This is a genomic window from Lacrimispora sp., from assembly GCF_036758025.1.
In the GTDB taxonomy this organism is placed as follows: Bacteria; Bacillota; Clostridia; order Lachnospirales; family Lachnospiraceae; genus Lacrimispora.
This window is the reverse complement of record NZ_DAIOXM010000039.1, coordinates 1-21,100: the sequence shown is the minus strand read 5'-3', so window position 1 is coordinate 21,100 and position 21,100 is coordinate 1. Positions and strand designations below refer to the sequence as shown.

Below are 21,100 nucleotides of genomic sequence, written 5' to 3'. Positions count from 1 at the left end.
AGGTCCATAAAATGAAAACAGATATTGAAATTGCCCAGGAGGCGGTAATGGTACCAGTCAAGGAAGTAGCTGCTTCCTATGGAATCGAAGAGGATGAGTTAGAACTTTACGGGAAGTACAAGGCAAAGCTTTCTGATGAGCTTTGGGAACGGGTCAAGGACCGTCCTGACGGAAAGCTGGTTTTAGTGACTGCCATTAACCCCACTCCTGCGGGAGAAGGAAAGACCACAACAACCGTTGGCCTTGGGGAAGCCTTTGGAGCGCTTGGCAAAAATGCTATCATTGCTCTGAGAGAGCCTTCTCTTGGCCCCTGCTTTGGCATCAAAGGCGGAGCTGCCGGAGGCGGATATGCCCAGGTGGTGCCTATGGAGGATTTAAACCTTCATTTTACAGGGGATTTTCATGCCATTACTTCTGCCAATAACTTGCTGGCTGCACTGCTTGACAATCACATCCATCAGGGTAATGTGTTGAGGATTGACACCCGTCAGATTCTCTGGAAACGCTGTCTTGATATGAATGACCGGGCTTTGAGAAACCTTGTCATCGGTCTGGGTTCCAAGGCAGAGGGGTTTGTGAGAGAGGATCATTTTGTCATCACTGTTGCATCAGAAATCATGGCAATCCTCTGTCTGTCAAATGATATCAATGATTTAAAAGAACGGCTGGGAAAGATTATCGTGGCATATAATTATGATGGAGAGCCTGTGACCGCTGCCCAGTTAAATGCAGTGGGTGCTATGGCTGCTTTATTAAAGGATGCCTTAAAACCAAACCTGATTCAGACTTTGGAGCATACAGGAGCCCTGGTACACGGAGGACCTTTTGCAAACATTGCCCACGGCTGCAATAGTGTGCGTGCTACAAAGACAGCTTTGAAGCTGGCCGATATTGTGGTGACAGAGGCCGGATTCGGAGCTGATTTAGGTGCGGAAAAATTCCTTGACATCAAGTGCAGAAAGGCTGGATTAAAGCCGGCTGCCGTTGTTTTGGTTGCAACAGTCCGTGCTTTAAAATACAATGGCGGAGTGCCCAAGGACCAGCTGAAGGAAGAAAACTTAGAGGCTCTTTCCAGGGGAATTGTCAACCTGGAAAAGCATATTGAAAATATGCAGAAGTACGGTGTTCCTGTCGTTGTTACCTTAAACTCCTTTGTGACTGATACAGAGGCAGAATACGAATTTGTGAAAAAGTTCTGCCAGGACAGAGGATGTGAATTCGCCTTATCAGAGGTTTGGGAAAAAGGCGGAAAAGGCGGAGCAGAGCTGGCACAGAAGGTTCTGGATACCCTCGAGAACAAAGAAAGCAATTATGCCCCTCTCTACCCTGATGAAATGGGCTTGGAGGATAAAATTGCAGCGGTGGCAAGGGAAATTTACGGAGCCGACGGAGTTTCTTATGTCCCGGCAGCCTTAAAGGCTATCAGAAAATTTGAAGAAATGGGCTTTGGACATCTGCCTGTATGTATGGCTAAGACACAGTATTCCTTATCCGATGACCAGAACAAGCTTGGAAGGCCGGAGGGCTTTACCATTGGTGTGCGGGATGCATACGTATCCGCAGGCGCAGGCTTTGTGGTGGTCCTGACAGGAGCCATTATGACTATGCCCGGACTTCCGAAGAAACCGGCTGCAGACAGCATTGACGTAAATGAAAAGGGAGTAATCACCGGATTATTCTAACATGGAGGTTTCTATGAAATTAAAAGAATGGCTTAAGGACTTAAATTATGAATTGCTCCAGGGAAGCCTTGATACGGAAGTTGAGGAGGTGGTTTACGACTCCAGAAAAGCACGGAAAGGCGCTGTCTTTGTCTGCATGAAGGGAACCAAAATCGATTCCCATGACTTTATACCGGAGGCGGCGAAGGCCGGGGTTACGGTTTTTGTAGTGGAACAGAAAACAGAGCTCCCCCAAGGGGTTACGGCTGTTTTCGTACATAATGCCAGAGAGGCTCTGGCCCTTTTATCTGCTGCCAGATTCGGCTATCCTGCACGCAAAATGGTGACCATAGGAGTAACCGGAACAAAGGGAAAGACCACCACGGCCCACATGATTAAAACGATTTTGGAGGCCTGTGGAAAGAAAGTGGGCATGATCGGAACCACTGGAATCGTCATTGGCCAGGAAGTAACCCCTACCGTAAATACCACACCGGAATCTTATCAGCTTCATGAAGCCTTCAGCCGCATGGCTGAGGCTGGCTGTGAATATATGGTTATGGAGGCGTCCTCCCAGGCATTTAAGATGCACCGGGTGGATGGAATTTGTTTTGATTACGGTTTATTTACCAACATTTCACCGGATCACATCGGCCCGGATGAGCATGAGAGTTTTGAAGAATATCTTTATTATAAATCACGGATTTTCAACTGCTGCAAAGTGGGAATCGTAAATAAGGATGACAAACATTGGGAAGAAGTCACAAAGGATGCTTCCTGCAAAATCCATTCCTTTTCCGTGGATCAGGAGGGGTCAGATTTTAAGGCAGAGAATATCCGCTATGTGGCCCAGCCGGATTTTGTGGGTCTGGAATTTGACGTAAAGGGGATTTATGAGCTTTCTGTCCGGGTCAATATACCGGGGCGGTTTAATGTTGCCAATGCCCTTGGAGCAGTCAGTGTCTTAAGCTTTTTGGGGCTTTCAAAAGACTGCATCTGTCATGGTCTGGAGCATTTGAGCGTAAACGGGCGGATGGAAATCGTATATTCTTCTGAAACATGTACTGTAATCGTGGATTATGCCCACAATGCGGTCAGCATGGAAAGCCTTCTCACCACCCTTCGGGATTACCAGCCAAAGCGTCTGGTCTGTGTCTTTGGGTGCGGAGGAAACAGATCTAAGGACAGACGGTATTCCATGGGAGACAGCGCAGGAAGGCTGGCGGATTTTACCATCATCACTGCGGATAACTCCAGATTTGAAAAGATAGAGGATATTATTGCAGATATAAGGGGAAGCATGGAAAAGACAGGCGGAACCTTTATTGAGATTCCTGACAGGAGAGAGGCCATCCGATACAGCATCTCCCATGCCCAGCCCGGAGATATGATTGCCATTATCGGAAAGGGCCATGAGGATTACCAGGAAGTCAATGGAGTGCGCCATCATTTTTCCGACAGGGAAGAAGTACTTTTGGCAGTTGAGGATTTAAAGAAAGAAGACTGAGATTAAAATAAAATGCCGGAGGCCGTTAAGTAACGGGCTTTCGGCATTTGCACGGCAGGCGGGCATATTGTATGCCGGGAAAGCATGGGCGGAAACGGAGGAAGCACCCTGCGGGTATACCATTATGCCCAGAAAACGTGGGCGGAAACGGAGGAAGCACCCTGCGGGTATACCATTATGCCCGGAAAACGTGGGCGGAAACGGAGGAAATGATGGAACATATGACAGTAAAAGAAATCCTTTTGGCTGCAGGAGGAAGACTGCTTTGCGGAAGTGAAGATACAGTTCTGGAACACATCAGCATTGATTCCAGAAACATGAAGGGAAATGATCTGTTTGTTCCCCTAATTGGGGAAAAGGTGGATGCCCATCGTTTTATCGATCAGGCATTCGGAAATGGAGCAGTGGCTGTGTTGACCAGCCGGCATGATTCTATGGACTCAGAAAAGCCATGGATTCGTGTGGAGGATACAAAAAAGGCACTTCAGGCAGTGGGAAGCTATTACAGGGACCGTCTCAGCCTTCCATTAGTGGGAATTACAGGCAGCGTGGGAAAGACTACTACCAGGGAAATGGTGGCATGCGCCCTTTCTGCCCGTCTTACAGTCTTTAAAACACCGGGGAACCACAACAGCCAGGTGGGGGTTCCCATCACCTTGTCAGAAATCACACAAAAGGATGAGATCGGAGTTATAGAGCTGGGCATGAGCGAGCCGGGAGAGCTTACGGTCATTGCAAAAATTGCTAAAATACAGATGGCAGTTATCACCAATATAGGAGTGACTCACATTGAACAGCTTGGCTCCAAGGAAAATATTCTCCGGGAAAAACTGACCATACAGGACGGACTTTCAGAAGGCGGAATTCTCATTTTAAACGGTGATGACGCGCTATTAAAGGACATCAGGGCAAAAGAAGGCTGCAGGACCATTTATTACGGTACAGGGGAAAACAGTGATTACAGGGCAGAGGATGTCCATCTGGCAGAAGGTTTTCCAGCCTTTACGGCAGTTCATGGAACAGAGCGGGTTCCTATGAGATTAAGTGTTATGGGCAGCCACAATGTTTTAAATGCAATGGCTTCTCTGGCTGTGGCAAGGGAGTCCGGCATTCCCATGGAGGAAGCTGCAAAAACGCTGGAAGAATTTACAGGATTTAAAAGCCGCCAGCAGATTTATGACTCAAATGGCATGACCATTATTGACGACACTTACAATGCCAGCCCTGTTTCCATGAAGGCAGGTTTGGAGGTTCTGGGATCGATTGCAAAGGCAGGACGGAGAATCGCTGTGCTGGCTGATATGAAAGAGCTTGGGGAAAAATCCCCTGAATTCCACTACGAGATCGGGGAATACATAGCAGAGCATCCGGTTGATCTGGTGGTGGTTCTTGGAGAATTGTCAAAAGAAATTGTCAGGGCGGTGAAGGAAAAGGCCCCCGGCATTGTGACCCGGGAGTTTATGGATCTGGAATCCCTTACGGCCTACTTAAAGACAGAATTCAGGGAGGGCGACTGTGTCCTGTTTAAGGGCTCTAACAGCATGAACCTGGGTTCGGTGGCTGCAGTATTTCACTGAAACAGGAAGAAGCACCCTTCGGGCATACCACTATGCCCAAAAAGCATGGGCAGGAATAAAGGAAGCCCTGGCGCAGATTCATGACATACAGACTGATGGAGGAGAAAGATGGCAGAACAATTTGCCCGGATCATCATTGATATTTCCCATGAAAAGGTAGACCGGACCTTTGATTACCGGATACCCGAAAGGCTGGCCCATGAGGTAACTGTAGGAACCCTGGTCCTCATCCCATTTGGAAAGGGAAATTCCATGAGGAAGGGGTATGTGGTGGGCATTTCCGATCATGCGGAGTATGACAGGGATAAAATCAAGGAAATTGCAGAGGTTCCGGCTGATGGAATTTCAGCCGAGTCTCTGCTTATTTCTCTGGCCTGGTGGCTGAAGGAACGGTATGGCTCTACCATGAATCAGGCCTTAAAAACCGTGCTTCCGGTAAAACAGAAGGTAAAGCCCAGGGAAAAAAGAGTGCTTCGCTGTCTTTTGGAGAGGGAAGTACTTTTAAAAGTTTTGGCAGAAGCCGAGAAAAAGAATTACAAGGCCAGAGTCCGCTTATTCCAGGCATTTTTGGAAAATCCGGTCATTCCCTATGAGATTGCTTCAAACCAATTGAATCTGTCCCCTGCTGCCTTAAAACCTGTGATTGAAAAAGGATATGCGGGCCTGGAATCAGAGGAAGTTTACAGAAACCCCATTAAGTCTGGAAAGATATCGGGCAAAGGGGTGGAATTAAATGAAGAACAGCAAGCTGCTGCAGACAGCTTTTGTAAGGATTACGAGGAAAATATAAGAGGCACTTATCTGATCCACGGCATCACGGGAAGCGGCAAGACCGAGGTCTATATGGAGCTGATTCAAAAGGTTATAAAGGATGGAAAGCAGGTGATTGTCCTCATACCGGAAATTGCCCTGACTTATCAGACTGTTATGCGTTTTTACGGAAGATTTGGCAGCCGGGTCTCCATCATCAATTCCCGTTTGTCGGCCGGAGAGCGGTACGATCAGTTTGAACGGGCCAGAAACGGAGAGGTGGATATTATGATCGGCCCCCGTTCGGCCCTGTTCACCCCTTTTTCCCGCCTTGGGCTCATTCTCATAGATGAAGAGCATGAAGGAGCCTATAAAAGTGAAACAGTGCCCAGATACCATGCCAGGGAGGTGGCTGAGAAACGGGCTTCCATGGAGCATGCGTCCCTGGTATTGGGATCAGCAACCCCCTCCCTGGAAGCTTATACGAAAGCACTCCGGGGAGAATACCGGCTTTTTACCCTTCATTCCCGGGCAAAAAAAGACAGCTCCCTTGCAGCCGTTTCAGTGGTGGATTTAAGACAGGAATTAAAGGAAGGAAACAAGTCCATTTTCAGCAGGAAGTTAAAGGCATTGATGGAAGACCGTCTTGAAAAAAAAGAACAGATTATGCTGTTCATGAACCGGAGAGGCTATGCCAATTTCGTGTCCTGCCGCTCCTGCGGAGAGGCCATCCGCTGTCCTCACTGTGATGTAACTTTGACCCTTCACAAAAACAACCGCCTTGTATGTCATTACTGCAATCATTCGATTCCAATGCCGGATAAATGTCCTTTCTGCGGTTCTCCCTATATTGCCAATTTTGGAACAGGGACCCAGAAGGTGGAGCAGATGACGAAAAAGCTGTTCCCGGAAGCCAGAATTCTTCGCATGGATCTTGACACCACCTCCAAAAAGGGAGGCCATGAAGAAATCCTGTCTGCATTTTCTGAGGGAGAAGCGGACATCCTAATCGGAACCCAGATGATCGTAAAGGGGCACGATTTTCCCAATGTGACCCTGGTGGGAGTTCTGGCAGCTGACTTGTCCTTGTATACTCCCGATTACCGCTGCGGGGAAAGAACCTTTCAGCTTCTGACCCAGGCGGCAGGAAGGGCGGGGCGGGATTCCCGGCCGGGAGATGTGGTTATCCAGACTTATAATCCGGACCATTACAGCATTACGGCGGCTGCCGGCCAGGACTATGAGGCATTTTACCAACATGAGATGGCATACAGAAAGCTTATGAAATATCCGCCTGCCAGCGGACTTTTAACCATTCAGCTTTCCTCCCGCCACGAGAGGCTTCTGACGGAGGCCGCCTTAGAGACAGCCCGGTTTGCAGGCCCTCTGGCGGAAAAGGAAACGGTTCAGATCATCGGTCCTGCGGAAGCGAGCGTTTACAAAATTAATGATATCTATAGAAAAATTTTATACTTGAAACAGGAAAACTATGATATACTAATAAAAATCAGGGACAGCATTGACCGGTTTTCAGAGGAACGCAGGGATTTATTTGACCAGGTGCTGATTCAATATGATTTTTCATAAACGAGAGGATAATAAACATGGCAATTAGAAAGATTAGAACCATTGGAGATGAAATTTTAACAAAAAAGTGCAAGCCTGTAAAGGAAGTTACACCCAGAATCAGAGAGCTGATTGAGGATATGTTTGATACCATGTACGATTCCAACGGGGTAGGCCTTGCAGCTTCCCAGGTGGGGATTTTAAAAAATATTGTAGTCATTGACGCGGATGACGAAAACCAGTATGTTTTCATCAATCCGGAGATTCTGGAGACCAGCGGAAGCCAGACCGGGGCGGAAGGATGTCTCAGCGTACCTGGAAAGTCAGGGATTGTAACAAGGCCTAATTATGTGAAGGTAAGAGCTTTTGACCAGGATATGAAGCCTTTCGAGCTGGAAGGCGAGGGTCTGTTAGCCAGAGCCATCTGCCATGAATGCGACCATTTAAACGGAGAATTATACGTGGATAAGGTAGAGGGCGAATTAGAGGATGTGACTCTGGAAGAGGAAGAAATGGAGGCAGAAGAATAAATATGCGGATTGTATTTATGGGAACTCCTGATTTTTCCGTTCCCGCTCTGGTTTCCCTGGTGGATGCAGGCCATGAGGTTTTGGCTGTCGTCACCCAGCCGGATAAGCCAAAGGGGAGAGGGAAGGAAATTCAGATGACGCCGGTAAAAGAAAAGGCCCTGGAATACGGACTGCCCGTTTACCAGCCTGTCAAGGCCAGAGAACCGGAGTTTGTCAGCCTTCTTGCAGATATGAAGCCTGATGTGATCGTGGTAGTGGCTTTCGGCCAGATCCTTCCAAAGAGCATACTGGATATTCCCAGATATGGCTGCGTGAATATTCATGCCTCCCTGCTTCCTAAGTACCGGGGGGCATCTCCCATCCAGCATGCGGTCGTAAATGGGGATAAGGAAAGCGGAATTACCACCATGATGATGGCAGAGGGCCTGGATACCGGTGACATGCTGGATCAGGAAGCCATTGTTCTGGATGAAAAAGAAACAGGCGGAAGCCTTCATGACAAGCTCAGTGAAATCGGCGGAAGGCTTATTTTAAAGACCTTAAAGAAATTAGAGGAGGGGACGGCAATGAGAACCCCTCAGGATGATTCAATGGCCTGTTACGTTGGAATGATTAAAAAGTCCATGGGAGATATTGACTGGTCTATGGATGCTGTATCCATTGAACGGCTCATCCGGGGCTTAAATCCCTGGCCCAGCGCTTACACAAGCTGGGATGGAAAGGTAATAAAGCTCTGGGAAGCAACAGCGCTGGAAAAAGAATATGAAGGAGTCTGCGGCCAGGTCGCAGAGGTTGGACGGGACTGTTTGATTATAAAGACAGGAAAGGGCAGCTTATCTCTTAAGGAATTGCAGCTACAGGGAAAGAAGCGGATGGATGTGGGTGCCTTCTTAAGGGGTTATCCGGTTTCAGCAGGCGCTGTTTTGAAGCGGCTTTCGGACGGACAGTAAAGAAACACCCTTCGGGTATACCGCTATGCCCGGAAAGCATGGGCAGAATAAGTCAAATTTGCCCAAAGGGCAAAGAGAGGACCCCCTGAGGGGTATAGAAAGGAGTGTTTGATTATGCCTTACGGTATGATGGGAATGGGATACTATATGGACCCGACCTGGATATTGGTCATCATTGGAGCAGTTTTGTCCATGATAGCCTCTGCCAGGGTCAGCAGTACATTTAATAAATATTCAAAAGTACGCAGCATGTCCGGGATGACGGGAGCGGAGGCGGCAAGGCGTCTGCTTAATTCCCAGGGCATTTATGATGTGCAGGTAAGGTCAGTGGGAGGCCGTCTGACGGATCATTACGATCCCAGAACCAAGACGGTTAATTTATCAGACTCTGTATATGGGTCCACCTCCGTGGCAGCAGTGGGCGTAGCAGCTCATGAGTGCGGCCATGTGATGCAGGACCAAAACGGTTATGTACCTTTAAGGATTCGGGCAGCTATTGTTCCGGCAGCCAACATCGGTTCCCAGATGGCATTTCCAATTATTATTCTGGGAGTTATTATAGGAGGGATGGGCTCTCCGTTGGTAAATGTGGGATTGATTCTCTTTTCCCTGGCTGTTCTTTTCCAGCTTGTAACCCTGCCGGTGGAATTCAATGCTTCCAGACGGGCAGTGACTCTGCTGGGCCAGACCGGGATATTAGGCGATCAGGAACTGGGATATACGAGAAAGGTGCTGGGAGCTGCGGCCCTTACTTATGTGGCTGCTTTGGCAGCAACAGTACTCCAGCTTTTAAGGCTTATGATCCTGTTTGGAGGAAGGCGGAGCGATGACTAAGGATACGGACAGCAGGGAGATCGCGCTGGATATCCTGATGGAAATTCTGGAGCGGGGCAATTACAGCCATCTGGTCCTTCGCCAGGCCCTTAACAAATACCAATATCTGGATAAAACGGAACGGTCATTTATTTCCCGTATTTCAGACGGAACAGTGGAATATCTGCTCCAGATCGATTATGTGATCAATTCCTTTTCCAGTGTGAAAGTAAAGAAGATGAAGCCGGTCATCCGCACCATTTTGCGGATGTCGGTTTACCAGCTTTTATATATGGACCGGGTTCCTGATTCCGCCGTATGCAATGAGGCGGTAAAGCTTGCAGTAAAACGGAAATTTTCAGGCTTAAAGGGTTTTGTCAACGGAGTTCTGCGCAATATTTCCAGAAATAAAGAAAGCATAAGCTGGCCTGATGATTCCATCCGCTACTCCATGCCCTCCTGGATTGTATCCATGTGGCAGGAGGCTTACGGGAAGGAAACAGCAGGCATTATGATGGAATCCTTTTTAAAGAGCAGCGTGACCACCGTCCGCTGCAATTTTGCCAAGGCCTCAAAGGAAGAAATTCTTCAAAGCCTGGAAAATCAGGGAGTAAAAGTGTCCCAATCCGGCATTTCGGACGGGATTTTGTATTTGGAGCAGTATGATTACCTGGAGAGCGTGGAAGCATTCCAGAAGGGATATATCCAGGTACAGGATTTAAGCTCCAGTTTTGTTGGGGAAATCGCAGACCCCCAAAAAGGAGATTTCTGCATTGACGTCTGCGGTGCGCCGGGAGGAAAGAGCCTTCACATAGCCGATAAGCTTCAGGGCACCGGCATGGTGGAGGTCCGGGATTTAAGCGACCGAAAAATCGCCATGGTACAGGAAAATATGGAGCGGTCGGGATTTCAAAATATACGGGCAAAGGTACAGGATGCTCTTGTATTGGACCAGGATTCTATTGAAAAGGCGGATATTGTGATTGCAGACCTGCCTTGTTCCGGGCTTGGAATTATCGGGCGTAAGCCGGATATCAAATACCGGATGACACCGGAAGAACTGAAATCATTGGCAGTCCTCCAACGGGAAATCCTCTCAGTCGTCCAGTCCTATGTAAAACCCGGCGGAAAGCTGATTTTCAGCACCTGCACCATAGATAAAATGGAAAATGAAGACAATGTGAAATGGTTTTTGGAGCAGTTTCCCTTTGACGGCATAAACCTGGAGGGTAAGCTGGGAAAGGAACTGGATTCCCCCACCATGAAGCATGGATATATACAGCTTTTGCCGGGAATTCATCCCTGTGATGGATTCTTTATTGCGGCATTTCAAAAAAGGTAGGCTCTTATTAAATGGAAAAAACAGATATAAAATCTCTGGATATGGAAAACCTGACATCCTACATGGTATCCATAGGTGAAAAGCCCTTTCGGGCAAAGCAGCTTTATGAATGGATGCACCAGAAGCTGGCGGCTGATTTTGAGGAAATGACCAATCTTTCCAAGGCTTTGAAAGAAAAGCTCCAGCAATCGGCAGCATATACATCTCTGACTGTTGTGGAGGAAAAGATTTCCGCCATTGACGGAACGAGAAAATACTTATTCGGCCTTTCCGACGGAAATGTGATTGAAAGCGTGCTGATGAAATATAAGCACGGAAATTCGGTCTGTATTTCCTCTCAGGTAGGCTGCCGCATGGGATGCCGGTTCTGTGCCTCTACTTTGGATGGACTGGAGAGAAACTTACTCCCCTCCGAGATGCTGGACCAAATCTACCGGATTCAGAAGATGACGGGAGAGCGGGTTTCCAATGTGGTAGTCATGGGTGCGGGAGAGCCTCTTGACAATTACGACAATCTGGTTCAGTTCATCCGGCTTCTTACGGATGAGAACGGACTTAATATCAGCCAGCGCAATATCACCGTATCCACCTGCGGCATTGTCCCGGGAATTTTAAAGCTGGCAGAAGAAAACCTTCAGATCACTCTGGCCTTATCCCTTCATGCGCCAAATGACCAGGTGAGAAAATCCCTGATGCCTGTGGCAAACCGCTATTCCTTGGAGGAAGTGCTGTCTGCCTGCAGGACTTATTTTGAAAAGACAGGGCGCCGCCTCACCTTTGAATACAGTCTGGTAAAGGGCGTCAACGACAACCTGGAGGAAGCCTCTGCTCTGGCAGCCCTTTTAAAGCACCACCACGGGCACGTAAATCTGATTCCTGTAAACCCAATTAAGGAGCGGGATTACGTCCAGTCAGAGGGCCAGGCAATAAAAGCTTTTAAAAATCTTCTTGAAAAAAACGGAATTAATGTTACTATAAGAAGAGAAATGGGCCGGGATATTAATGGGGCCTGTGGACAGCTCAGAAAAAGTTTTTTGAATGCTGAATAAAAAAAGAAAGTGAAGATGAAACGATGAAGGCTTGCGCTATGACGGATACCGGAAGAGTCCGGACGGCCAATCAGGACTATGTCTATGCCACAACAGAGTCTGTGGGGGCCCTGCCCAATCTTTTTTTAGTCGCAGACGGCATGGGCGGCCATCAGGCCGGAGATTACGCTTCCAGATACATTGTTGAAAATCTGGTGGAACACATAAAGAAGACCACAGAGCCGGGAACGATTCCCCTTCTCAAAGAAGGGATACAAAAGATTAACACCATGCTGTATCAGGAGTCTATGAAAAAGGCGGAACTGACCGGAATGGGAACAACCCTGGTTGCGGCAGTAGTGGATGGAACCACCATGTATGTGGCTAATGTGGGTGACAGCCGTTTATATGTGGTTGGAAACCGTTTAAAACAGATCACAAAAGACCATTCTCTCGTGGAGGAAATGGTGTCCCTGGGCCAGCTGGAGCGGGGAAGCAGGAACTATCTGGAAAAAAAGAACATTATAACAAGAGCGGTTGGTACGGAAGATAAGCTGGAGATTGATTTTTTTGAAGTCAGCCTGGAGCCTGGAGATTATGTACTCATGTGCTCCGACGGACTCAGCAATATGCTTGAGGCTGCTGAGATGGAAGAAATTATCTGCTCAGAACTGGAGCTGCCTGAAAAGGCAGAAAAACTGATTACAGTGGCCAATGACAATGGAGGAAAAGACAACATTGCGGTTGTTTTGATTGATCCTCAAATTGGCAGGGAGGTAAGCTTATGATCTTAAGACCAGGAGCATTTTTACAGGATAGATATGAAATACTGGAGCAGATCGGTTCCGGCGGCATGTCAGATGTATATAAGGCCCTGTGCCATAAATTAAACCGTCCTGTTGCTATTAAGGTGTTAAAAGAGGAATTCAGCTCAGACAGCGGATTTGTCAGCAAGTTTAAAATGGAGGCCCAGGCGGCTGCCCGTCTTTCCCACCCAAATATCGTCAATGTCTATGACGTTGTGGATGATGGGGACCTTCACTATATTGTCATGGAGCTGATCGAAGGAATTACCTTAAAAAATTATATTTCCAAAAAAGGCTGTCTGGACAGCAAGGAAGCCATCGGCATCGGCATATCCGTTGCACAGGGAATTGCGGCGGCTCATGAACAGGGAATTATCCACCGGGATATTAAACCTCAGAACATCATCATTGCCAGAGACGGAAAGGTAAAGGTGGCGGATTTCGGAATCGCCAGAGCTGTTTCTTCCCAGACTATGAATGCAACGGCTGTTGGTTCTGTCCATTACATATCGCCTGAACAGGCAAGAGGCGGCTACAGCGATGTCAGAAGCGATATTTATTCCCTGGGCATCACCATGTATGAAATGGTAGCAGGCAGGGTTCCTTTCCAGGGAGAAAATACAGTAACGGTTGCCCTGGCTCATTTGGAAGATCCTATTACGCCGCCCAGCTTCTATAATGAGAACATTCCCGTAGCCATTGAGAACATCATCTTAAAGAGTACGGAGAAAAAGCCGGAATACCGTTACAAAAGCATGCAGGAGATGATCGCGGATTTGCGGAAGGCGCTGGTAAACCCGGATGGAGACTTTGTTCAGGCTCCTCCCCAGGTAAGCGATTCCCAGACTGTGATCATTGGGAAACCGGAACTGGAGCAGATCCGGTCAGGCCGGAGAAATCAGCCAGATAAGCCCTTAAATGTGAGTCCGGTGCGCAGACAGGAGCCAAACGGAGAAAGAGGAAACCGTCCTGCTTCTGACAGGAAAAAAGTCAGGAGACAGGAGCAGGAGGAAGATGAGGATATTAGCCCTAAAATTGAGAAACTGCTGACTGCTGCAGGTATTGTCGTGGCTGTTATTATTGTGGCAGTGTTGATTTTTGTATTCTCCAGAGTGGGCGGCCTGTTCCGCTCCGGCAGTTCAGAGGAAAGTGAAACCCCAACGGAGATATCGACAGAAGAAACCTTAAGCGATAAGCAGGTAAGGACTCCTGACGTGCTGGGACTGAATGAAGAAATTGCAAAGCAGAAGTTAAAGGACATCGGCGGCCTTTATATGAAGATCACAGATTATGAATTTTCTGATACTGTGGATGAGGGAGATGTCATCTCCCAGCAGCCGGAAGAAAATGAAATAGTTGATAAATATTCATCGGTTTTCGTGGTGATCAGCAAAGGACCGGAGAAGGTAGCCATTGATTTGACCCAGCTTGGTCTGGAAAATATGGAAGGGGAAGCTGCAAAGAAGTTTCTGGAGGACAAAGGCCTGACAGTGACTTTGGAACAGAAAGAAAGCGACACAGTGGTAGCTGGATATGTGATCAGCTTCAGCCCAACCCAGGCAAAAGAAGGGGAAACAGTGACTCTGACAGCAAGCAGCGGCCCGGCCCTGGTCAACCCGGTTACTGTTCCGAAAATTACCGGGCATACGGAAGAAGTAGCGGCTGAAATGCTGGCCGATGTGGGCCTTTTGGCAGGAGCTGTTACGGAAGAAATCTCTGAAACGGTAGAGTGGGGGAATGTAATCAGCCAGTCCGTGGAGGCAGGAAAGCAGGTGGAAGCAGGCACTGCAGTCAGCTTTGTAATAAGCAGCGGTACAGCCCAGCAGTCGAAGTACAAATATCTGGCTTCCATTGAAAAATCCTACTCCTTACAGAGCATCATAGGCCCTGGTTCCGGCAGCACCCAGCTCACCTTAAAGGTACAGCTGAGACAGAACGTAAACGGAAGGGATGAGGTCAGGGAACTGATGGGACCTGTCACCATGACAGGGGACCAGATGCTGCCCGTATCCTTTAAAAACATAGAAGGCGCTTACGGCGTCACAAGCGGCACAGTAGAAATCGTAAATGTGGAAACCAATGAGGTGATCAATTCTTATCCAGTTACCTTCATTCCGGTTCCCCAAAGCTGATAAAACTCGAATATGATATTAATTATCACAGGGAATAATATATGACAGGAAAAATTTTGAAAGGAATCGCAGGATTTTATTACGTCCACGGTACGGACGGAAATCTATATGAATGCAGGGCAAAAGGCATTTTCCGAAATAAAAATATAAAACCTCTGGTGGGAGATGATGTGGAATTTTCCATTCTTGACGATGTGGAAAAAAAAGGAAATGTGGATCAGATACTTCCACGGAAAAATGCCCTGGTCCGCCCAGCCGTGGCGAATGTGGATCAGGCTCTGGTCCTGTTTTCCATTACCCAGCCGGAGCCCAATTTAAATCTGTTGGACCGGTTTCTGGTCATGATGGAGGTACAGGAGGTTCCTGTAAAAATCTGTTTTAACAAAATTGATTTAATTGGAAGCAAGGAGATAGAGGCCCTTCGGGATATTTACGAAAGGGCCGGGTATCCTCTGTATTTTATCAGTGCCTGCGAAAACCGGGGAATTGAGGAAATAGGCCGTCTGGTACAGGGGAAGACCACTGTTTTAGCCGGTCCTTCCGGAGTGGGAAAGTCTTCTCTCACAAACCTGCTCTGCCCCCAGGCTGAAATGGAAACGGGATGTATCAGTGAGAAAATTCAAAGAGGAAAACATACCACAAGGCATTCAGAGCTGTTTGACATGGGCAGTGGCACCTATATGATGGATACGCCGGGTTTCAGCTCCATGTATATGGAGGATCTGGACTGCCTCAATCTAAAAGACTGTTTTCCGGAATTTGAACCTTATGAGGAAGGGTGTAAATTTTTAGGCTGCGTCCATATAGGAGAAACCACCTGCGGCGTAAAGAACGCAGTGAAAGAGGGGGGGATCAGCCCCAGCCGGTACGAAAATTACAGGCTTTTATACCAGGAATTAAAAGAGAAAAGGAGATATTGATTATGCTTAAACTAGCCCCTTCCATATTGGCGGCGGATTTTAAAAATCTGGGAAAACAGGTGATGGAAACCGCAGAGGCGGGAGCCCACTATGTCCATCTGGATGTGATGGATGGACTGTATGTTCCCAGCATTTCCTTTGGAATGCCTGTTATCAGCAGTCTGCGAAGCTGTACGGACCTGGTATTTGACGTTCATATGATGGTGGAGAAGCCGGAACGGTATATCGGAGATTTCAGAAAAGCAGGGGCAGATTTGATCTGTGTTCATGCAGAAGCCTGTACTCATTTAGACCGTACAATCAATCAGATCAAGGAAACAGGGGCAAAGGCAGGAGTGGCTTTAAATCCGGCAACCCCCATATCTGTTCTGGAGCACATTCTCAGTGAGGTGGACATGGTCTTAATCATGTCTGTCAACCCGGGCTTTGGAGGGCAGAAGTACATCCCTTATGCAACAGAAAAGGTGAGAGCCTTAAGAAACATGTGCAGGGAACGGGGCCTTGAGACGGATATCCAGATGGACGGAGGCGTGACCTGCGGAAATGTGAGAGAATTGATTGAAGCAGGTGCCAATATATTTGTGGCCGGTTCCGCTGTTTTCAATGGAGATGTAACTGCCAATACAAAGGCATTTTTGGAGATATTTAAGGAGTATGAAGGCTGATTCTTCATATCCGGATCGCAGGGAGAAACATAAGGAAATGACAGGTTTGATCGTGACCGGAGGCACCATGGACTATGAGTTTGCCTGCGGATTTTTAGAGACAAGAACATTTGATAAGGTGATCGCAGTGGATGGAGGGCTTGGAGCCCTCCATAAGCTTCATTTAAAACCGGATGTCATTGCCGGGGATTTCGATACCATAGATCCAAAGGTCCTGGAGGAATATAAAAACAGTCCTGACGAGATCATGTGGGAAGTCCATAAGCCGGAAAAGGATGCCACAGATACAGAACTTGCCATCAGCGCTGCCATCAATTTAGGCTGTACAAAGCTTGTGCTTTTAGGGGCCACCGGAGGAAGGCTGGATCACTTTCTGGGCAATCTCCACTTGCTTTATGATTGCTTAAAAAGGGGCGTTGAAGCGGCCATTGCAGATGAAAAAAACTGGATCACTATACTGGATAAGGGGCGTTCCTTTTCCCGTAATGAGGCCATGGGAAAATATATCTCCTTTCTGCCTTTAAGCGGGGAAGTGAAAGGGATTACTCTGACCGGTTTTAAGTATCCTCTTTATAAAAAGGACATTGACATAGGGACAAGCCTCTGTATCAGTAATGAATTGGTTGGGGAAGAGGGAACCATAGAATTTGATTCCGGAATCCTGATCTGTGTGGAATCTCACGATTAAACTGGCATGGTTTGAAATGTCAAAACTGGATATTTATATCAACCCACCTAAGTGCTAAGATAAGAAACACAAAAGCACAAGGGAGGAATTACCAATGAATCACAGCAATCAGAAAGTTTATAAACTGGCACTGACCGGACTGTTTGCAGCCATGTCCTATGTCGTGTTTACCTTTTTGCAGTTTAAAATTTATCTTCCGGGAGGCGATGCCACCTCCATCCATTTGGGAAATGCAGTCTGCGTCTTAGGTGCTCTGATGTTAGGCGGCCTTTATGGAGGTCTGGGAGGAGCCATCGGAATGACCATCGGGGATCTTTTAGATCCTAAATATGTTCTCTATGCCCCGAAAACCTTTATTTTGAAACTGTGTATTGGCCTGATAACGGGGTTTCTGGCACATAAATTAGGGCGAATCAACCAATCCCATGACCGAAAACACATTATGACCTGGACCATCATCGGTACAGTGGGAGGATTGCTGTTTAATGTAATTTTCGATCCTTTGGTCGGTTATTATTATAAACTGCTGATTCTGGGAAAACCGGCGGCAGAACTGGCCCTCGCATGGAATGTGGCTTCCACCTCCATCAATGCGGTGACTTCCACCATTGTTTCCGTTGTTCTTTATATGCCTCTCAGGAGGGCTATGACCAGGGCGGGATTGTTTTCAGCCGGTCTTTGACACTTGACAGAATATGCCTATAACCCCAGCTTTCATAAGCCGGGCCAATTGAAAAAGAAAAATTATGATATCAGAAAAACATCAGAAAAAAATTGCAGTTATTAATGATTTGTCCGGGTACGGCCGCTGCTCCTTAACTGTGGCCCTCCCCATTATCTCAGCCTTAAAGGTTCAGTGCTGTCCGGTTCCAACGTCCATCCTGTCCAGCCACACCGGATTTCCTACTTATTTTTTCGATGATTATACGGAGAAAATGCCTCTTTACATTGAGCAGTGGAAAAAGCTGGACTTGGAGTTTGATGGGATATACAGCGGATTTTTAGGGTCAGAGGAGCAGATTACCATTGTCATTGATATGATAAAGGAATTTAAGATGCCTTCCACAAAGGTGATCATTGATCCCATTATGGGAGATCACGGAAAGCCTTACCAGACTTATACGCCCAGAATGTGCAGCCGGATGAAGGAACTGGTATGCTTTGGAGACATTGTGACTCCAAACCTGACAGAAGCCTGCATTCTGACAGGCAGAGAGTACAGGTCTGCTTTTAAACGGTCTGAGCTTTCTCAAATGGCAGAAGAGATAAGAGCCATGGGGCCAAAAGAAGTGGTGATCACAGGCGTAAGGGAAGGAAACTATGTGGTCAATGTGACGGCAGAGGCGGATGGAACCGTCCGTTTTTTAAGGACTCTCCGTGTAGGGTGTGAACGCCCCGGCACAGGAGATGTGTTTTCTTCCATCATTGCAGCCCAGACAGTCAAGGGAATTCCCTTAAGGCAGGCGGCAAAGAAAGCGGCAGGCTTTGTTAAAAGCTGCATTGTAAAATCAGATGAATTAAATGTTCCGGTAAAAAATGGAGTGTGTTTTGAGGAACTTCTTTCCCAGCTCATTGGCCGGTAAGGCCGGAGTGTGAGAGGGAATTTTCGTAAAAGGGCTTTTCTTTGCCCTTTTTTTGTAGTATAATCAACGGCAGATTATGCTGCGGCTTATTTACGCAGAGAATATTGAGGAGAAACCAGGAGGAATACCATGCTAGATTTAAAGTTTGTAAGAGAAAATCCTGAAATCGTAAAGGACAATATGAGGAAAAAGTTTCAGGATGGGAAGCTGCCGCTGGTAGATGAAGTCATCAAACTGGATGAAGAAAACCGGAGTGTAAAGCAGGAAGCAGATAACCTGCGAGCTGAACGTAACAAACTTTCCAAACAGATAGGCGCTTTGATGGGACAGGGAAAAAAGGAAGAAGCAGAGGAAATGAAGAAAAAGGTAACCGACGCTTCCGATCACCTGTCTGCACTGGAGGAAAAGGAGCGGGATCTGGAAGAGAGAATCAAAAAGATCATGATGACCATTCCCAATATCATTGATTCCAGCGTACCCGTGGGAAAAGATGACAGTGAAAACGTAGAAGTACAGCGCTACGGCGAGCCGGTGGTTCCTGACTTTGAAATCCCGTACCATACGGACATTATGGAAAGCTTTGATGGAATTGACCTTGACAGCGCAAGAAAAGTAGCTGGAAACGGTTTTTATTATCTCATGGGAGATATTGCAAGACTTCATTCTTCTGTTCTTTCTTATGCAAGGGACTTCATGATTGACCGGGGATTTACTTACTGCATTCCTCCGTTTATGATCCGAAGCGAAGTGGTGACCGGAGTTATGAGTTTTGCTGAAATGGAAGCCATGATGTATAAGATAGAAGGGGAAGATTTATATTTAATCGGAACCAGTGAGCACTCCATGATCGGAAAGTTCATTGATACCATTCTTCCTGAGTCAGCTCTTCCTAAGACTTTAACCAGCTATTCCCCTTGTTTCCGTAAGGAAAAAGGCGCTCACGGACTGGAGGAGAGAGGCGTATACCGCATTCACCAGTTTGAAAAGCAGGAGATGGTGGTTGTCTGCAAGCCGGAAGAGAGTATGGACTGGTATGAAAAATTATGGCAGAACACCGTGGACTTGTTCTGCTCCCTGGACATTCCTGTCAGAACCCTGGAATGCTGTTCCGGAGATTTGGCTGACTTAAAGGTGAAGTCTGTGGACGTGGAAGCATGGTCACCGAGACAGAAAAAATATTTTGAAGTGGGAAGCTGCTCCAACTTAGGAGATGCCCAGGCCAGAAGGCTGAAAATCCGTGTAAACGGTGAAGATGGCAGAAAGTATTTTGCCCATACCTTAAATAATACTGTGGCAGCGCCTCCAAGAATGCTGATTGCATTCCTGGAAAACAATTTACAGGCAGACGGAACCGTGAAGATTCCGGAAGCATTGCAGCCATATATGGGCGGGAAAAAGGCTCTTATACCGACTAAATAATCCATTAAACAGCGGGTCCGGTTTTGTGAAAAAACCGGGCCCGCTCCAGTTGTGGGGCAATAATAGAGAATAGAAGGAAAATCTATTGACAAACAGCCTTATGCCTATGTTATGATGAAGGTGAAACACTCTGTTCTGTCAAGAGAAAAGGAGAATATCATTATGATTAAATTCAACCATTTTAATTTTAACGTACTTGATCTGGAAAAAAGCCTGAAGTTTTATAAAGATGCCTTAGGACTTACTCCTGTAAGGGAAAAAACTGCATCAGACGGTTCCTTTAAGCTGGTGTATTTAGGCGACGGAATAACAGAATTTACCCTGGAGCTGACTTATCTCACTGACCGGAAAGAGCCTTATAATCTGGGAGAATGTGAATTCCATCTGGCATTCCGTACCGATGAATATGATGCATGGCACGAGAAGCATAAAGAAATGGGTATTATCTGTTTTGAAAATCCGGGCATGGGCATTTATTTCATCAGCGATCCTGACGGCTACTGGATTGAGATTGTTCCGGAAAGATAAGGGGAAGCCAGGTGTATATTGAAGTAAACGGCGTCCGCTTGTTTTACAAAGCCTCCGGAAATGGTCCTGCTATTGTTCTGGTCCATGGAAACGGGGAGGATCACCGGATTTTTAATGAAACAGCAAGGCTGCTGGAACAGAATTACACGGTCTACGCCTTGGATTCCAGAGGCCATGGAAAAAGCTCCGGAGGAGAAACTTTAGGATATGATGTTATGGCAGAGGATGTGGCGGAGTTTATCAGAGCCTTAAAACTGGAACGGCCCCTTTACTGCGGATTCAGCGACGGCGGAATCATTGGGCTTTTAGCTTCTATCAAATACACCGGTCTTTTTTCAAAGTTGGTGATCTGCGGTGCCAATGCTGACCCAAGGGGATTAAAAGGCTTCTGGTTCCTGCTTTTTACTTTGATGGAAAAGTTCCGTCCTGATCCCAAGACCCGGATGATGCTGGAAGAACCTCATATCACTGGAGAGCAGCTTAGCCGTATATCCATTCCGGTTCTGGTGCTTGCGGGAGAAAAGGACTTGATCCGGGAAGACCACACCAGATATCTGGCATCAAAGATAAAAAACAGTTATCTCAGAATTCTTCCGGGAGAGGGACACGGAACCTATATTATCCATAGCAGGAAG

At 47.1% G+C, this 21,100-nt stretch carries 19 protein-coding genes; all 19 read left to right on the top strand.

Annotation, left to right across the window (positions count from 1 at the left end):
• Window positions 1–11 precede the first annotated feature (11 nt).
• On the top strand, window positions 12–1,682 hold the full coding sequence (locus V7M78_RS20980; RefSeq protein WP_333652830.1) for a formate--tetrahydrofolate ligase: 1,671 nt from the start codon (window positions 12–14) through the stop codon (window positions 1,680–1,682).
• A gap of 13 nt (window positions 1,683–1,695) precedes the next feature.
• On the top strand, window positions 1,696–3,168 hold the full coding sequence (locus tag V7M78_RS20975; protein WP_333652827.1) for a UDP-N-acetylmuramoyl-L-alanyl-D-glutamate--2,6-diaminopimelate ligase: 1,473 nt from the start codon (window positions 1,696–1,698) through the stop codon (window positions 3,166–3,168).
• Window positions 3,169–3,380: 212 nt separating this feature from the next.
• The gene (locus V7M78_RS20970; RefSeq protein ID WP_333652849.1) at window positions 3,381–4,745 is read left to right on the top strand and encodes a UDP-N-acetylmuramoyl-tripeptide--D-alanyl-D-alanine ligase; all 1,365 of its coding nucleotides are present in this window, start codon (window positions 3,381–3,383) and stop codon (window positions 4,743–4,745) included.
• A gap of 108 nt (window positions 4,746–4,853) precedes the next feature.
• Window positions 4,854–7,082 carry a replication restart helicase PriA gene (gene priA / locus V7M78_RS20965; RefSeq protein WP_333652824.1) on the top strand — a complete coding sequence of 743 codons (2,229 nt, stop codon included), beginning with the start codon at window positions 4,854–4,856 and terminating at the stop codon, window positions 7,080–7,082.
• Window positions 7,083–7,099: 17 nt separating this feature from the next.
• The gene (def, locus tag V7M78_RS20960) at window positions 7,100–7,591 is read left to right on the top strand and encodes a peptide deformylase (protein ID WP_333652821.1); all 492 of its coding nucleotides are present in this window, start codon (window positions 7,100–7,102) and stop codon (window positions 7,589–7,591) included.
• 2 nt (window positions 7,592–7,593) lie between these two features.
• Window positions 7,594–8,541 (top strand): methionyl-tRNA formyltransferase, encoded by a 948-nt coding sequence (fmt, locus tag V7M78_RS20955; RefSeq protein WP_333652818.1) that lies wholly within the window; start codon window positions 7,594–7,596, stop codon window positions 8,539–8,541.
• 114 nt (window positions 8,542–8,655) lie between these two features.
• Window positions 8,656–9,375 carry a zinc metallopeptidase gene (locus V7M78_RS20950; RefSeq protein WP_333652815.1) on the top strand — a complete coding sequence of 240 codons (720 nt, stop codon included), beginning with the start codon at window positions 8,656–8,658 and terminating at the stop codon, window positions 9,373–9,375.
• Entirely contained in the window at window positions 9,368–10,696 is a 1,329-nt protein-coding gene (gene rsmB / locus V7M78_RS20945; RefSeq protein ID WP_333652812.1) for a 16S rRNA (cytosine(967)-C(5))-methyltransferase RsmB, read from the top strand. The genes V7M78_RS20950 and rsmB overlap by 8 nt, the downstream gene beginning before the upstream one ends.
• Before the next feature lie 11 nt (window positions 10,697–10,707).
• Window positions 10,708–11,745: a 23S rRNA (adenine(2503)-C(2))-methyltransferase RlmN gene (gene rlmN / locus V7M78_RS20940; protein ID WP_333652809.1), complete on the top strand. Its 1,038-nt coding sequence runs from the start codon at window positions 10,708–10,710 to the stop codon at window positions 11,743–11,745.
• A gap of 23 nt (window positions 11,746–11,768) precedes the next feature.
• Window positions 11,769–12,512, top strand: coding sequence for a Stp1/IreP family PP2C-type Ser/Thr phosphatase (locus V7M78_RS20935; RefSeq protein WP_333652805.1), 744 nt, complete (start codon window positions 11,769–11,771; stop codon window positions 12,510–12,512).
• Entirely contained in the window at window positions 12,509–14,662 is a 2,154-nt protein-coding gene (pknB, locus tag V7M78_RS20930) for a Stk1 family PASTA domain-containing Ser/Thr kinase (RefSeq protein ID WP_333652803.1), read from the top strand. The genes V7M78_RS20935 and pknB overlap by 4 nt, the downstream gene beginning before the upstream one ends.
• 41 nt (window positions 14,663–14,703) lie before the next feature.
• Window positions 14,704–15,582, top strand: a complete 879-nt coding sequence (gene rsgA / locus V7M78_RS20925) for a ribosome small subunit-dependent GTPase A (RefSeq protein WP_333652800.1) — start codon at window positions 14,704–14,706, stop codon at window positions 15,580–15,582.
• On the top strand, window positions 15,582–16,247 hold the full coding sequence (gene rpe, locus V7M78_RS20920; protein ID WP_333652846.1) for a ribulose-phosphate 3-epimerase: 666 nt from the start codon (window positions 15,582–15,584) through the stop codon (window positions 16,245–16,247). The genes rsgA and rpe overlap by 1 nt, the downstream gene beginning before the upstream one ends.
• 37 nt (window positions 16,248–16,284) lie before the next feature.
• Window positions 16,285–16,935, top strand: coding sequence for a thiamine diphosphokinase (locus V7M78_RS20915; protein ID WP_333652797.1), 651 nt, complete (start codon window positions 16,285–16,287; stop codon window positions 16,933–16,935).
• 94 nt (window positions 16,936–17,029) lie between these two features.
• A complete protein-coding gene (locus tag V7M78_RS20910) occupies window positions 17,030–17,617 on the top strand; it encodes an ECF transporter S component (protein WP_333652795.1) in 588 nt (195 codons plus the stop codon).
• Window positions 17,618–17,684: 67 nt separating this feature from the next.
• The gene (locus V7M78_RS20905) at window positions 17,685–18,518 is read left to right on the top strand and encodes a pyridoxamine kinase (RefSeq protein ID WP_333652843.1); all 834 of its coding nucleotides are present in this window, start codon (window positions 17,685–17,687) and stop codon (window positions 18,516–18,518) included.
• A 129-nt stretch (window positions 18,519–18,647) separates the two neighbouring features.
• Window positions 18,648–19,937, top strand: coding sequence for a serine--tRNA ligase (serS, locus tag V7M78_RS20900; protein ID WP_333652793.1), 1,290 nt, complete (start codon window positions 18,648–18,650; stop codon window positions 19,935–19,937).
• 162 nt (window positions 19,938–20,099) lie between these two features.
• On the top strand, window positions 20,100–20,465 hold the full coding sequence (locus V7M78_RS20895; RefSeq protein WP_333652790.1) for a VOC family protein: 366 nt from the start codon (window positions 20,100–20,102) through the stop codon (window positions 20,463–20,465).
• 11 nt (window positions 20,466–20,476) lie between these two features.
• Window positions 20,477–21,100 (top strand): alpha/beta fold hydrolase (locus V7M78_RS20890; protein WP_333652787.1); only part of this gene is annotated, 624 nt, incomplete at its 3' end.

Excerpts from the sequence above, each read along its gene's own strand:
- V7M78_RS20980 (WP_333652830.1), top strand. The coding sequence starts at position 12 with ATGAAAACAGATATTGAAATTGCCCAGGAGGCGGTAATGGTACCAGTC.
- V7M78_RS20975 (WP_333652827.1), top strand. The coding sequence starts at position 1,696 with ATGAAATTAAAAGAATGGCTTAAGGACTTAAATTATGAATTGCTCCAG.
- V7M78_RS20970 (WP_333652849.1), top strand. The coding sequence starts at position 3,381 with ATGGAACATATGACAGTAAAAGAAATCCTTTTGGCTGCAGGAGGAAGA.
- priA (WP_333652824.1), top strand. The coding sequence starts at position 4,854 with ATGGCAGAACAATTTGCCCGGATCATCATTGATATTTCCCATGAAAAG.
- def (WP_333652821.1), top strand. The coding sequence starts at position 7,100 with ATGGCAATTAGAAAGATTAGAACCATTGGAGATGAAATTTTAACAAAA.
- fmt (WP_333652818.1), top strand. The coding sequence starts at position 7,594 with ATGCGGATTGTATTTATGGGAACTCCTGATTTTTCCGTTCCCGCTCTG.
- V7M78_RS20950 (WP_333652815.1), top strand. The coding sequence starts at position 8,656 with ATGCCTTACGGTATGATGGGAATGGGATACTATATGGACCCGACCTGG.
- rsmB (WP_333652812.1), top strand. The coding sequence starts at position 9,368 with ATGACTAAGGATACGGACAGCAGGGAGATCGCGCTGGATATCCTGATG.
- rlmN (WP_333652809.1), top strand. The coding sequence starts at position 10,708 with ATGGAAAAAACAGATATAAAATCTCTGGATATGGAAAACCTGACATCC.
- V7M78_RS20935 (WP_333652805.1), top strand. The coding sequence starts at position 11,769 with ATGAAGGCTTGCGCTATGACGGATACCGGAAGAGTCCGGACGGCCAAT.
- pknB (WP_333652803.1), top strand. The coding sequence starts at position 12,509 with ATGATCTTAAGACCAGGAGCATTTTTACAGGATAGATATGAAATACTG.
- rsgA (WP_333652800.1), top strand. The coding sequence starts at position 14,704 with ATGACAGGAAAAATTTTGAAAGGAATCGCAGGATTTTATTACGTCCAC.
- V7M78_RS20915 (WP_333652797.1), top strand. The coding sequence starts at position 16,285 with ATGACAGGTTTGATCGTGACCGGAGGCACCATGGACTATGAGTTTGCC.
- V7M78_RS20910 (WP_333652795.1), top strand. The coding sequence starts at position 17,030 with ATGAATCACAGCAATCAGAAAGTTTATAAACTGGCACTGACCGGACTG.
- serS (WP_333652793.1), top strand. The coding sequence starts at position 18,648 with ATGCTAGATTTAAAGTTTGTAAGAGAAAATCCTGAAATCGTAAAGGAC.
- V7M78_RS20895 (WP_333652790.1), top strand. The coding sequence starts at position 20,100 with ATGATTAAATTCAACCATTTTAATTTTAACGTACTTGATCTGGAAAAA.